Annotated in this window: 16 protein-coding genes; 7 read left to right on the top strand and 9 right to left on the bottom strand. The window is 63.2% G+C overall.

What is annotated here, in order from left to right; translation table 11 throughout:
• Nucleotides 1-52 precede the first annotated feature (52 nt).
• From ACJO2E_RS15850 to ACJO2E_RS15825, 6 genes are all read left to right on the top strand, one after another.
• Nucleotides 53-952, top strand: a complete 900-nt coding sequence (locus tag ACJO2E_RS15850) for a branched-chain amino acid ABC transporter permease (RefSeq protein WP_406965095.1) — start codon at nucleotides 53-55, stop codon at nucleotides 950-952.
• Nucleotides 952-1,893: a branched-chain amino acid ABC transporter permease gene (locus ACJO2E_RS15845; protein WP_406965094.1), complete on the top strand. Its 942-nt coding sequence runs from the start codon at nucleotides 952-954 to the stop codon at nucleotides 1,891-1,893. Before ACJO2E_RS15850 ends, ACJO2E_RS15845 begins: the two co-directional genes overlap by 1 nt.
• Nucleotides 1,890-2,666 (top strand): ABC transporter ATP-binding protein, encoded by a 777-nt coding sequence (locus ACJO2E_RS15840; RefSeq protein WP_406965093.1) that lies wholly within the window; start codon nucleotides 1,890-1,892, stop codon nucleotides 2,664-2,666. The genes ACJO2E_RS15845 and ACJO2E_RS15840 overlap by 4 nt, the downstream gene beginning before the upstream one ends.
• A gap of 1 nt (nucleotide 2,667) precedes the next feature.
• A complete protein-coding gene (locus ACJO2E_RS15835) occupies nucleotides 2,668-3,345 on the top strand; it encodes an ATP-binding cassette domain-containing protein (RefSeq protein WP_406965092.1) in 678 nt (225 codons plus the stop codon).
• A gap of 25 nt (nucleotides 3,346-3,370) precedes the next feature.
• A complete protein-coding gene (locus tag ACJO2E_RS15830; RefSeq protein ID WP_406965091.1) occupies nucleotides 3,371-4,501 on the top strand; it encodes a zinc-dependent alcohol dehydrogenase family protein in 1,131 nt (376 codons plus the stop codon).
• A 125-nt stretch (nucleotides 4,502-4,626) separates the two neighbouring features.
• The gene (locus ACJO2E_RS15825; protein WP_406965090.1) at nucleotides 4,627-5,664 is read left to right on the top strand and encodes a cyclase family protein; all 1,038 of its coding nucleotides are present in this window, start codon (nucleotides 4,627-4,629) and stop codon (nucleotides 5,662-5,664) included.
• A 37-nt stretch (nucleotides 5,665-5,701) separates the two neighbouring features.
• Here ACJO2E_RS15825 and ACJO2E_RS15820 read toward each other — a convergent pair whose 3' ends face one another.
• The 5 genes from ACJO2E_RS15820 to ACJO2E_RS15800 all read right to left on the bottom strand — a co-directional run bounded on the left by ACJO2E_RS15820 (nucleotide 5,702) and on the right by ACJO2E_RS15800 (nucleotide 9,081).
• Nucleotides 5,702-6,043, bottom strand: coding sequence for a hypothetical protein (locus ACJO2E_RS15820; RefSeq protein WP_406965089.1), 342 nt, complete (start codon nucleotides 6,041-6,043; stop codon nucleotides 5,702-5,704).
• A 152-nt stretch (nucleotides 6,044-6,195) separates the two neighbouring features.
• The gene (locus ACJO2E_RS15815) at nucleotides 6,196-6,549 is read right to left on the bottom strand and encodes a DUF1428 domain-containing protein (RefSeq protein WP_406965088.1); all 354 of its coding nucleotides are present in this window, start codon (nucleotides 6,547-6,549) and stop codon (nucleotides 6,196-6,198) included.
• Nucleotides 6,550-6,572: 23 nt separating this feature from the next.
• Nucleotides 6,573-6,935, bottom strand: a complete 363-nt coding sequence (locus ACJO2E_RS15810) for a YciI family protein (protein ID WP_406965087.1) — start codon at nucleotides 6,933-6,935, stop codon at nucleotides 6,573-6,575.
• The gene (locus ACJO2E_RS15805; protein ID WP_406965086.1) at nucleotides 6,932-7,774 is read right to left on the bottom strand and encodes a YciI family protein; all 843 of its coding nucleotides are present in this window, start codon (nucleotides 7,772-7,774) and stop codon (nucleotides 6,932-6,934) included. Before ACJO2E_RS15805 ends, ACJO2E_RS15810 begins: the two co-directional genes overlap by 4 nt.
• Before the next feature lie 92 nt (nucleotides 7,775-7,866).
• A complete protein-coding gene (locus tag ACJO2E_RS15800; protein WP_406965085.1) occupies nucleotides 7,867-9,081 on the bottom strand; it encodes an RNA polymerase sigma factor in 1,215 nt (404 codons plus the stop codon).
• 212 nt (nucleotides 9,082-9,293) lie between these two features.
• Between ACJO2E_RS15800 and ACJO2E_RS15795 the strand changes: the two genes are divergently transcribed.
• Nucleotides 9,294-10,382, top strand: a complete 1,089-nt coding sequence (locus ACJO2E_RS15795; RefSeq protein ID WP_406965084.1) for a sensor domain-containing diguanylate cyclase — start codon at nucleotides 9,294-9,296, stop codon at nucleotides 10,380-10,382.
• Between the two features lie 16 nt (nucleotides 10,383-10,398).
• On the opposite strand, the gene ACJO2E_RS15790 is transcribed toward ACJO2E_RS15795, so the two are convergent.
• The 4 genes from ACJO2E_RS15790 to ACJO2E_RS15775 all read right to left on the bottom strand — a co-directional run bounded on the left by ACJO2E_RS15790 (nucleotide 10,399) and on the right by ACJO2E_RS15775 (nucleotide 12,915).
• Nucleotides 10,399-11,619, bottom strand: coding sequence for an MFS transporter (locus ACJO2E_RS15790; protein WP_406965083.1), 1,221 nt, complete (start codon nucleotides 11,617-11,619; stop codon nucleotides 10,399-10,401).
• A gap of 86 nt (nucleotides 11,620-11,705) precedes the next feature.
• Nucleotides 11,706-12,236: an Mpo1 family 2-hydroxy fatty acid dioxygenase gene (locus tag ACJO2E_RS15785; protein WP_406965082.1), complete on the bottom strand. Its 531-nt coding sequence runs from the start codon at nucleotides 12,234-12,236 to the stop codon at nucleotides 11,706-11,708.
• A gap of 104 nt (nucleotides 12,237-12,340) precedes the next feature.
• The gene (locus ACJO2E_RS15780) at nucleotides 12,341-12,688 is read right to left on the bottom strand and encodes a YdbL family probable chaperone protein (protein ID WP_406965081.1); all 348 of its coding nucleotides are present in this window, start codon (nucleotides 12,686-12,688) and stop codon (nucleotides 12,341-12,343) included.
• Nucleotides 12,689-12,717: 29 nt separating this feature from the next.
• Complete coding sequence (locus ACJO2E_RS15775; protein WP_406965080.1) at nucleotides 12,718-12,915, bottom strand: YnbE family lipoprotein; 198 nt, start codon at nucleotides 12,913-12,915, stop codon at nucleotides 12,718-12,720.
• Between the last annotated feature and the right edge of the window lie 6 nt (nucleotides 12,916-12,921).

The following is a 12,921-nucleotide window of genomic DNA, read 5'->3' as shown; positions in this document are numbered from 1 at the left end:
ACCGCCGGCGACCCTGCGTCGCCGGCGCGTTCCAACCTGGGAGAAGTAACCGATGTTAACGGTCTGGGCGATCCTGATTGACGGGTTTATCTATGCCTCCTGGCTGTTCCTGGTGGCGGCGGGGCTGACCGTCATCTACGGCGTCATGCGAATCCTCAACATGGCCCACGGCAGCCTCTATGCCCTGGGCGCCTACGCGGCCGCCTCCGCCCTGGGCTGGTACTACGCCGATGGCGGTGGCCAGCTATGGATGGCCTTCGCGATTATTGCCGTCTCGGCCATCCTGATCGGCGCGGTCACCGGCCTGATTATCGAGCGGGGTCTGCTGCGGCTGATGTACGGCCGCGACGAAATCCTGATGCTGATCATCACGTTCGCGGTGCTGCTCATCCTCGAGGATGTAATGAAACTGATCTGGGGCACCACACCGTATTTTGCCTACCAGCCCTATGCCGCCATGGGACGCATCAGCATCGATGTGCTGACCGTCTCCCTGTACGACATCTCACTGATGGGGCTGTCGGTAGTCATCGGCCTGGGGCTCTGGTTCTGGCTCGAGCGTACCCACATGGGCAAGATCCTGCGCTCCATCATCCATGACCGGGAGGTCTCCGAGGCCATGGGAGTGAACGTTCGCCGCATGTTCACCATCACCTTCATGATCGGCGCCACCCTCGGCGCCATCGCCGGCGGTGCTACCGCCCCGATCATCTCCGTGGTACCCGGCATCGGTATCGAGGTGATCGTGCTGGCCTTCGCCGTGGTGGTCACCGGCGGCCTGGGCAGCATCACCGGGGCCGCCATTGGCGCGATCATTGTGGGGCTGGCCCGGGCCACCTCCATCCACACCATGCCCGAGCTGGAGCTGTTCATTATCTACGCGGTGATGGCCGCGGTGCTGATCTTCCGTCCCCATGGCCTCTTCGGCCAGGCTGTTGCGAGGAAAATCTGATGAAGCCGGAAAGAACCGAACTGTCACTGATCGGCGTTGCCATCGCCGTGGCTGTACTGGCCCAGTTCAGTCCCAACTGGCTGGTGTTTACCCTGACCCTGGCCATCTCCACCGCGCTGGTGGTGATGGGTGTAGTCATGCTGATGCGGGCGGGGCTGGTCTCCTTCGGCCAGGGCCTGTTCTTCTGCCTGGGCGGCTATGCCGTGGGCCTGGGCGGTCGTTTCCTGGGCATTACCGATGCCCTGGCGCTGATCGGCCTGGGGGTGCTCGTCACGGTGGGGGTCGCCATGGTTCTGGGCCTGCTGATGACCCGTTACCGTGAGATCTTCTTCGCCATGCTGTCGCTGGCCTTTTCCATGATCCTCTACGGCATCCTGGTGAAAAGCCATGGCCTGGGCAGCACCGACGGCTTCGGCGTGGTGGACTGGACCCTGCTGGGCATCACTCCGGGCGAGGGCCAGACCAGCATCGCCGCGCTGATGCTGGCCATTGTGCTGGCGCTGGCCATCGCCCTGTTCCTCAACCGCTACTTCCGCTCCAGCATCGGACTGGCCTGCGAAGCGATCCGGGAGAATGAGGTTCGGGTGGAGTACATGGGCATCTCCCACCGCAAGGTGCTGTACATCAATTACGTGCTGGCCGCCGCCGTGGGCTCGGTGGGCGGTTCCATGACCGCCCTGGCCGCCGGTCATGTGGACCCGACCATGGCCTACTGGACCGTATCCGGGGAGTTCGTGTTCATCGCCATCCTCGGCGGCACCGGCCATGTGGCGGCACCATTCATCGCCGCGCTGATCTTCACCCTGGTGCGTACCTACGCGGTGGAACTGGCCCCGAATGCCTGGCAGATGATCCTGGGTATCGTGCTGCTGCTCATTATTCTGTTCCTGCCCAAGGGCATCTGGAGTCTGTTCACCCGCAAGAAAGGGGCCGCCCAATGACCGAGATACTCAGGACCGAAGGACTGTCCCGCTATTTCGGGGCGGTAACGGCCGCCGAAGACATCAACGTCACCATCTCCGAAGGGGAGATCGTTGGGGTGATCGGCTCCAACGGTGCCGGCAAGACTACCTTTATCAACATGGTCACCGGTTACCTGCCACCGTCGCAGGGCTCCATTGCCTTTGACGGGGCGCCCATCAGGAAGCTGGGCCCCCGCAAGCTGATGCGCAAGGGCCTGACCCGCTCGTTCCAGATTCCCCAGCTGTTCCTGGAGCTGCCGGTGATCGACAACCTGGCCATTGCCCTGGCCGCTGCCGAGCAGCGCCAGTTCCAGATGCTTCGCCCGGTACGGACTCCGGAACGCCTGGCAGCGGCGAATGACATCCTGGAACAGATGAACATCAGCCGTTATCGGGACGAAATGGTCACCGCCATGCCACAGGGCGCCCGCAAACTGTTGGATATCGCCATCGCCATGCTGGGCAACCCCCGCATGCTGCTGCTGGACGAGCCCACCAGCGGCGTCAGCATGGAGGAGAAATACACCCTGATGGACACGGTGATGGATGCCGTGCGCCAACGGGGGCTCACCGTACTTTTCGTGGAGCACGATATGGAGATCGTCCAGCGTTACGTGACGCGGGTGCTGGCCTTTGCCAGCGGTGTCGTGATCAAGGACGGTCCGGTGGACGAGGTGCTGGCCGATGCTCAGGTTCAGGAGCTGGTCACCGGCAAGCAACACAGGACATCAGAGAAAGAGGGAGACACCTGACATGAGCCTGGAAATCGCCAACCTGGACGTCTCGATCGAGGGCATCGGCATCCTCAGGGACGTGAACCTGACCATTCCAACCGGGGAAATGGCCGGGCTGATCGGCCTCAACGGCGCTGGCAAGACCACCCTGATCCGGGCCGTGATGGGACTACTGCCGTCGGACCGGGGCACCATCGGCTTCAAGGGGGAAGACATCACCCGCCAGCCCGCCTACCGCCGGGCGGACATGCGCATCAGCTACATGCCCGAGGACCGCCGGCTGATTCCGGAACTGACGGTGACCGAAAACATGCTGATGCCCGCCTGGGCCAACAAGATCCGCGATGGCGAGCAGCGCCTGAAATGGGTGTACGAGCTGATGCCGGAGATCGCCGACTTCGGCCAGCGCAAGGCCCTGCAACTGTCCGGCGGCCAGCAGAAGCTGGTGGCCCTGGGCCGGGCACTGATTCCGGGCCGCGAGATGATCCTGCTGGACGAGCCCTTTGAAGGTGTCGCCCCGGTACTGGCCAAGCGGCTATCGTCCGTGATCGGCGACCTGCGGGGCGAGGGCCTGACGGTACTGATCGCCGAATCCGACGACGCCCATTCCGCCGATCTGGTGGACAGCACCTGGCAGATCGAGCGGGGGGAAGTTTCACAGGGGCGCCGGGATCGTTCAGAATCATCCGATGACTGATCGATCTGCAACAAGGAGACTCACCATGAAAATCAGAGCCGCCGTATTACAGGCCATTGGCGCCGAACGGCCTTTTAACGAGACCCGACCGCTGGTGATCGAGGAACTGGAACTGGACCCGCCCGGGGACAACGAAGTGCTGGTGGAGATCAAGGCCGCCGGCCTGTGCCATTCCGACCTGTCGGTGATCGACGGCAACCGCCCACGCCCGGTGCCCATGGCCCTGGGCCACGAGGCCGCCGGTATCGTGAAGGAAGTGGGCAACGGCGTTCGCGATCTCAAACCGGGTGACCATGTGGTGGCGGTGTTCGTACCCAGTTGCGGCCACTGTGAACCCTGCGCCGAAGGCCGTCCCGCCCTGTGTGAGCCCGCTGCGAAAACCAACAACGCCGGCACCCTGGTGTGCGGCGAGCATCGCCTGCACCGGGCCGACGGCACCGCCGTCAACCACCACCTGGGCGTGTCCGCCTTTGCTGACCATGCGGTGGTGGCCCGGGACTCCCTGGTAAAGGTGGACCCGGAACTGCCCCTGCACCACGCCGCCCTGTTCGGCTGCGCGGTACTGACCGGGGTCGGCGCCTCCATCAATTCCGCCGATATCAGACCCGGCCAGACCGTGGCGGTGATCGGCCTGGGGGGCGTGGGCCTCAACAGTGTGCTGGGAGCCCTGGTGGCCGGCGCCGGCGAGGTGATCGCCGTCGACCTGGACGAGGGCAAACTGGCCCTGGCGAAGGAACTGGGGGCCACCCATACCTTCAATTCCGCCGAGGAAGGCTGTGTCGAAAAGATCAAGGCACTGACCAACGGCGGCGTGCACTGCGCCATCGAGATGGCCGGTTCCGAGAAAGCCCTGGAGTTCGCCTACCAGATCACCCGCCGCGGTGGCACCACGGTGACCGGCGGCCTGGCCCATCCGGAGAAGAAGGTGGCCATCCAGCAGGTAAGCATCGTGGCGGAGGAACGCACCCTGAAGGGCAGCTATGTGGGAAGCTGCGTGCCGGTGCGGGATGTAGCCCGCTATGTCAGCCTGTTCCGCCAGGGCAAACTGCCGGTGGACAAGCTGCTCACCGACACCCTGACCCTGGACCAGATCAACGAAGGCTTCGAGAAACTGGCCGCCGGCAAGGCGGTGCGACAGGTGATTCTATTTGACTGAATATTTGTAATTGAAGACTACACTTAGACCAGATTTTTCTCCCTTGCACCACCTCACCGGCGTCGCGCCCGAGCGCCGCCGGTGATCAAACACAACAACAATCAATGCAAACAAGGAGAACAACCATGCCCTTGAAACCATCCATCCTGGCCCTTTGTACCGGGTCCCTGATCGCTGGCCTGTCCACCATGGCCATGGCCCAGCAAACCCCCATGGAGACATTGCAGAGCGATGCCCCCACCAACTGGGGCAAGTGGGGTGAGGACGACCAGGTAGGCGCCCTCAATTACCTTGGACAGACGGAGGTCCAGAACGGCGCTGCCGCTATCCAGAGCGGCAAGACCTTCACTCTTCAGATTCCCATGACCTCCGGCTCCGGGCCGGTGTTCCCGGGACGGGTGCCGACGCAGCACTTCATGGCCACCGACGCCGGCGTGTACATGGCCGGCAAGGCCGAACCGGCGGCGGGCGGCATGAAGTACTCCGATGATGTGGCCTTCATGTACCTGCAGGGCACTACCCATGTGGATGGCCTGGCCCATGCCTGGTACGGCGACCAGATCTACGGTGGCAAGAGTGAGGCCACCTCAGTACATGGCCACACCCACGCGGATGTGGGCGAGATCGGGGAAAAAGGCATCGTCGGACGGGCGGTACTGCTGGACGTCGGGCGCCATATGGGCAGCGATGACCTGCACCGTCTGCCCACCAACACCTGCATCAACCTGGACGACCTTCAGGCCACCGCCGAGGCCCAGGGCACCACCATCAACAAGCGGGATATCCTGGTGATCCGCACCGGCTCCATCGCCCGGTTCTGGGAGGAGGAACCGGACGAGGAATGGAACGCCATGAACGAACCCGGCCTGTGCCACAGCCAGGAGCTCCTGAGCTGGCTCGACCAGATGGAAACGCCGATGATCGCCACCGACAATATCGCCGTGGAAAAGGTGGTACAGGAAATCGACGGTGAAACCTACATCATCCCGTTGCACGGTGCGCTGATGCGGGACATGGGTGTGGTGCTGTCGGAGATCTGGTGGCTGGATGACCTGGCGGCGGACAGCGCCGACGACGGTCAGTACAGCTTCCTGCTGGTGGCCGCCCCGCTGAAAGTGGAACAGGGCACCGGCTCACCGGTGAACCCGGTGGCCATCAAGTAATCACCGGGTGTCCCGGCTCCGGCCGGGGCACTACCGGTCAGTTGTCGCTCCGGTTACCGTTGCCGGGTGACCCTGGGTTCCCGTTACCCCTGTCGTCGCGTTCCTTCCAGCGCTCCTCACCATGAGGATCCTTGCCCTGGCCATGCCGTTCCCTCATTTCATCGCCCTGCTGTCGCATCTCATCACCATGGTTTCGCATTTCCTCGCCACGGTGCGGCCCGCCCTGGTGTCGTTCCCTAGTCTGGTCGGCCTGTTCCGTGGGTGACGGATCCGGCTGGTTGTCGCCCATGGGCCGGATGCCCTGACTTTCCGGCGTCGCCCAGGCCGCCGAGGTCACCAGGAGCATGGTGGTAATGGCAGCGGATAGTGACTTGTTCATGGCTCCTCCTTATGCTGTCAGAAACGGAGCCAGGCAGGTAAATTGGGACATTCAGCCCGCCTGCCCGGACAAACCTTTATAACACTATATGGCGCCGGGCGGACGGGTTATAAAGGCCGTACAATTACCGATTCGACAGGGTCAGTATCCGGTCAGTTACGGACCACCACCTCAAAGCCGCCATAGATCAGCCGCTTGCCATCGAACGGCATGGGGTTCACATCCGGCTGCAGGCGCGGGTCCTCCATCACCTGTTGCATGCCCCGGTCCCGGGTAACCTTGTCGGGCCACACGATCCAGGAGAACACCACGGTTTCATCCGGCTGACATTTCACCGCCATGGGGAAGGACGTCACCTCCCCCTCCGGCACGTCATCGCCCCAGCATTCCACGAACTCCGTGGCGCCATAGTCCCGGAACACCACCCCGGCATCACTGGCATGCTGGACGTACTTTTCACGATTAGCGGTGGGCACCGCCGCCACAAATCCATCGATATAGCTCATGGCTCTTTCTCCTTATGACTCGGCTATTCGTCTTTGGGGGGCAGCTCCCGCACGGGGCGGACCTCGATGCTGCCCAGACGGGCCGGGGGGATATGGCTGGCCAGTTGCAGGGCCTCGTTCAGGTCCCTGGCTTCCAGCAGGTAAAAGCCGGCCAGTTGTTCCTTGGTCTCGGCAAAGGGGCCATCGGACAACATCACCTCGCCGTCGCGAACCTTCAGGGTGGTGGCGCTTGCCACCGGCTCCAGCGCCTGGCCCGCCAGGAAATGATCACCTTCGGTGAGTTTCTCGACACACCCCAGGCACTCCTGGTTCAGGTCGTGCCAGGCCTGTTCCGTCATATCGTTGACGATGCTCTCCTGGTAGTAGACCAGGGCGACATATTTCATGGGTTCATCTCCATTTCCGGCTTGCCAACATTGATCATCCAGCCAATACCATAGCGGTCCACCACCACACCAAAGCGTACCGCCCAGAAGGTTTCCTCGAACGGCATCTGGATCGTGCCGCCGTCGGAGAGCTGCCGGAACACCTGCTCCGCCCCCTCGACATCCCCGTACTCGAGCTGCACGCAGGCCCCGGCAGGCGGGGTGTAGCACTCCGCGTTCATATCACACCCCATGAGCCGGCGATCCCGGATATTGACCACACTGTGGGCAATCCGGTCCCGGGAATCCTCCGGTACCCCGGTGGCCACCGGGGTGTCAGAGAACGCAATCATGGCCTCGATTTCTCCACCCAGCAGATCGGCGTAGAAGGTCATGGCTTCCCGGCACTGGCCGTTGAATACCAGATGAGTATTAACCTGTTGTGGCTGCCTGGCCAGTTGCGTCTGCAACCGGCGGTGCCGGTCCAGGCCCTCGCCAGGATCGAAATCCTCCAGTTCGTAGAAGCGGCGCAGTTCCAGGCGGGTGTTGCCGTCCCGGTCCATGGTGGGCCATTGCCGGGCCCAGTCCAGGGCCTCCTCCACTGAATCCACCTCCAGCACCGAGAATCCGGCGATCAGGGCGTCCGGTTCGGCCAGGGGACCCTTGACGATGTCCGGCTCACCATCGTGAAAGTTGATGCGGTAGCCTTCACGGCTGGGCCAGAGCCCCTCGCCGGACACGAATACCCCCGCCTGGGTCAGCCGCTCGTTGTAGCGGGCCATTTCTTCCAGCATGGCGTCGGATGGCATGACGCCCTGTTCGGTATCCTCGTCTGCACGCCGTATCAGCATGAATTTCATAATGCATCCTCCCTGTTATGGACTGTGATTAATCGGGTTCCACATCAAGGTCGGATAGCGGCAGACACATTCGACACCACCGGAAACTTTTTTCAGGCCTCGGGCAATTCCTCCAGGCGTTTTTGCAGGAAACGTCGCTCCGGCTCCTGCCGGGCCAGGGTCAGCGCCTGCTGGTAGGCGATCCTGGCCTGGCTGGTGTCGCCATTGCGACGCAGGAGATCGGCCCGGGCGGCGTGGTACAGGTGATAACCCTGCAGGGCCTTTTCGCCCGCAAGCTCGTCCAGCAGTTCCAGCCCCCGGGCGGGCGAATCCCGCATGGCGATGGCAACCGCACGGTTGAGGGCCACCACCGGGGTGGGCCACTGCTGGTAAAGCAGGCCATAGAGGGCGGCAATGTCGTCCCAGTCCGTCGCCGCCGGGTCGGCGGGTTCCGCATGGGCCGCGGCGATGGCCGCCTGCAGTGTGTAGGGCCCCGGTCCGGGATGGGCCATGGCCCTCAACAGCCATTGCCGCCCCTGTTCAATCTGGCCCTGGTCCCAGCGGCTCCGGTCCTGCTCGTCCAGGGGGACCAGGTTGCCTTCGGCGTCCTGACGGGCCTCCCGGCGGGCATCATGCAGCAGCATCAGCGCCAGCAGCCCGTATACTTCCGGCTGGGGCAGCAGCCGCGACAATAGCGCCGCCAGCCGGATGGCCTCGCTCGACAGGCTGACGTCCACCATGGCCTGTCCATCGCTGGCGCTGTAGCCTTCATTAAACATCAGGTACACCACCCGGAGCACCGGTGCCAGTCGCTCCGGCAGTTCCCGCTGCTCCGGGACCTCGTAGGGGATACCCGCCTCGCGGATACTGCGCTTGGCCCGCACGATCCGCTGGGCCACGGTGGCGGGTTTCTGCAGCAGGGCACTGGCCACCTGCTCGGTGGTGAGACCACACATCTCCCGCAGGGTCAGGGCCAGCTGCGACTCCGGTGGCAGCACAGGGTGACAGCAGGTGAAGATCAGGCGAAGGAGATCGTCCTCGTAGACATCAACCTCCGCCGGCACTGATCCTTCGGATTGCCAGGCCAGTTGGTGGCTGTAGTCGCGAGCGGTCTGGCGTCGGCGGATCTGGTCGATGGCCTTGTGATGCCCGGTGCGCACCAGCCAGGCCACCGGGTTGTCCGGCACCGCCTGTTGTGGCCACTGGTGGAGCGCGGCGGCAAAGGCTTCCTGCAGGCACTCCTCGGCCAGCTCGAAGTCACCGGTCAGCCGTATCAGGCTGGCCAGGACCTGTCGCGAGTGCTGCTGGTACAGGTGTTCCAGTTCCATGATCTCTTTCCCTCGCCCGCTCTCAATGGCTCCTGGTGTCCCGGCATGGATATTTTTGCTCACAAAATCATCAGTGTTGCCCTATACTGTAGGACTTCAGTACAGGCATCCACGGAACCCGGTCATTACCGGGATTGTAAAGGAATCAGGCCAGAAAACTCATGTCCGTCTCTCCTTCCAGACCCACGCCGCAACCCCACTGGGTCGTCCACATGAACCGGCGCAACCGGAGCTGGTCATTTGTCGCCGTCTTCCTGACGCTGGCCAGTCATGTCTGGCTACAGCAGCTGTCCCCGTGGCTCTACCCGGCACTGGCCCTGAGTTTTCTCCTGTGGCCCCAGCTGGCCTACCTGCGGGCCCGTCAGGCGGAGAACTCCATGCATTCGGAGATCAATAACCTGGTCATCGATTCCGTCATCTTCGGACTGTGGATCGCCGGCCTGGGTTTCCCGCTGTGGATCACGTTCATCCTTGCCATCAGCACCACCATAAACCTGATGGTGTTCCGGGGGCCACCGGGGGTGTTACACGCCCTCGCCGGACTGGCGGGCGGGGTCCTGTTCGGCGGCCTCTATGCCGGTTTCCGGTTCCTGCCGGATACTCACTGGTTCACCACCGTGCTGGCCGTAACCAGTATTTCCCTGTATCTGTTGCTGGTGGGTTATGTGTCCTTCAGCCGCAACCAGGTGCTTTATCACTCCCGGGAACAGCAACGCCTGACGGAACGGGAGCTCAAGCAGCAGATCGCGGAAAACCGCCAGCTCCAGGAAAAACTCCAGGACCAGGCCAACCGGGACCCGCTGACCGGCCTCTACAACCGCCGTTACCTGGACGACAGCCTGCAGCGGGAGATCAGCCGCTGCCTGCGTCAGGGGGATCCGCTCAGCCTGGTGCTTATCGACCTGGATCACTTCAAGGCGGTCAATGATGACCATGGCCACAACGCCGGGGACCTGGTGATCAGCCAGTTGGCCCTGGCGTTGACCACCCTGTCCCGGGCCAGCGACATTGTCTGCCGTTTCGGTGGCGAGGAGTTCCTGGTGGTATTGCCGGGGACCGGGCTGGAGGCCGCCGAGGCCCGGGCCGAAGAGTATCGGCTCGTGTTTGAGAGTACCCCGGTACCGGTGGACGGCGCCACCCTGTCGGTAACGCTGTCGGCAGGGGTCGCCTGCAGTTACCGGGAGATCGCGCCGGAAGAACTGATCCACCTGGCGGACCAGGCCCTCTACCAGGCCAAGGAAACAGGCCGCAACCGGGTAGTCAGCCAGGCGCCCCTGACCGATGAAACCCAGACGGCCTGAAGACCCGTGAGCCTGATCAGTCCCCGGGCGATTCACCCACCGCCCACTGTTTGGGAAAACGCCGGATCCTCAGGGTCAGGAAAACCCCCAGTAACAACACCAGGAAGGTAAACCCGAAGGCCACCCGGAAGCCGCCGCCCTCCTCGATCAGCCAGCCGGAGACCGCCGGGCCGATCAACTGCCCGGTGGCGAAAAACACCGTGACGAAACTGAAGGCAATGGGAATATAGCGGGGCGCCACCTGGTCCGTGGCACTGGCCTGTATCAGGGCGAACATGCCATTCACGGACAGCCCCATGACCAGGAAGTGCAGGAAGAAGGTCACCAGGGACTGGTCCACCAGCGGCAGCCCCATGGCCAGGGTGACCAGGGCCAGGGAGCTGGTGAGCGCATTGCCCCGCCCCCAATAGTCCGACAGCCAGCCCCACAACGGACCCGCCGCAATGGACAGCAGGCCCGTCATGGCCATGAAGGCGCCGGCCGTGGCCTCACTGTGCCCTTCCGACACCATGAAACTGACCATGAAAATGGCCTGCACGATGTAGGTCACCCCGATGATGCCGTACACCGTGGCCACCGTGATCACACGACCATTACGGTAGATCAGCCACTTGTCGGCGGAGGGGGGAGACCCGGCCCCGGCGGTGGCCAGCCGTGGCGGGTCCTTGGCAAACACGGTGACCAGTACCGCCACGATCAGGGCCACAACGCCGAAAATGCCCCAGCTTACCCGCCAGCCATTATTTCCGAACCAGTCGGTCATCAGTGGCACCAGGGCCCCGACCAGCAGCATGCCCAGACCCACGCCGCTGGTCATCAGGCCGATCACCAGGCCCCGCTTTTCCGGGAACCAGGTGGCCAGCAGTGACACCATGGGGGCGAAGCTGAAGGCGGTGCCGAACCCCAGCAGGGCCATCAGCGCCAGCAGCCAGCCATAGTGGGAGGCCACCGTCAGCCCCGCAAAACCCACGGCAACGGAGACCAGGCCGAAGACGATGGTGAGCCTGGCCCCGAACCGGGCGGCGGCTATCCCGCCCGCCAGCACGAACGCCAGGTAGCCCAGGGCGGTAATGGTGCCGAGGATGCCGGCCTGCTGGTAGCTCAGGCCCAGGTCCGCCTGCATCGGCGGCAGTATCAGGCCATAGGCCATGCGGGCAAAGGCAATCACCACGAGGCTGGTCAGCAGGCCGCAGACCACCATGATCAGCAGGTGGGGGCGTTCCGGGTTTGGAGACATCGGGACTTCCGTCGGCAAAAGGGTGGAAGACGCCCCGCCATCATGGTGACGGGGCGTGGTGGATCAGCAATGGTGCCGAACGATCGCTAGTGGCTGGCAGCCGTCCGGTCGTGACCGTTATGCACCGGGCCGGCGCGGCGGTCGATCTCCTGTTGCAGGGATTTGCACAGGCCGAACCCGAAGGCCGCCTCGGCCACCACAAACAGCGGGCCGATCAACAGGCCCACGAGGTCATCCACAAACGCGGGTTTGCGGCCCTCGTAGTAGTGCCCGATAAACTGTGCAACCCAGCCCACCACGAACAGGCCGATACCCCAGGCCAGCCATGCGGTGGTGGACAGCGCCGCTACCTGCATGCCGGCCCAGACCGCCAGGGCCATGAGCACGGCCATCACCAGGCCGAACCGGAGGTCCAGCACCAGGTAGTAGACCACGCTGGCCAGGGCAATGAACCAGATGGGCGCCATGGTGATGCCCGCCACCTCGAAGGCCGGACGGGCCAACAGGATGGCAATAGCCACCACGATCATGGGGATTCCGATGAAATGGGTGATGATGTTGCGACGGTCGCGATGATAGCTGGCATAGTTGGCCAACTGGTCGGTTATTGTTTTCATTGGGGGCACTCCTGATCAGGGGACCGGCCGGAACCTTTCCGACCGGCGCAGCCATTGATCAAGATAGCTGCCTACAGGAATAAATACCAGCCCCCGCGCCGATGCTATTTGCGTACCCAGCTACCATCCACCTGGATGTATTCGCCGCTGGGCGTCTTCTCGATCGCCTTCTTGCCGGCGACTGCTTCCACCTCACTGACGGCAATACCATGTTTCTCCGCAATACGGGCGTATTCCATCCGGCGTGCATCGTTGATGGCCTTCACGATTTCGGCGGCATCGCCCCCCGGTGAGACCACCCCCAGATAACCGGTGGGCATTTCCCCCACCAGGCCCTGGCTCTTGGCTTCAGTCAGGCGACCCTTGGCCTCATCCAGTGACATCGCCATGGCGGGCAGGGCCAGAAACAGGGTCATGACCAGTGTGGTTGCGACTTTCAGCAGTGTCATCATGCAGCTCCTTGAAACCATTCGAATCAGACTCAGAACAGGCCCTGGTCAGTGAAGAGTTCATCCACTTCCCGGTCCACCTTGACGTAGATCTCATGCTGGATCTTAACGTTCAGATTTACCGTGATCGGCTCCTTGGGAGCCGCCATCTGGACGGTTGGGGTACAGGCTGTCATCAGGGCGGTCAGCACCACCGTGACCATCATCGCTCCCGCGCACGATCTGACCATAGAAAC

This window comes from Marinobacter shunpengi (assembly GCF_045449695.1).
GTDB lineage: Bacteria > Pseudomonadota > Gammaproteobacteria > Pseudomonadales > Oleiphilaceae > Marinobacter.
Note: the sequence above shows the minus strand (reverse complement) of the source record. Positions and strands in the feature narration are given on the sequence as shown.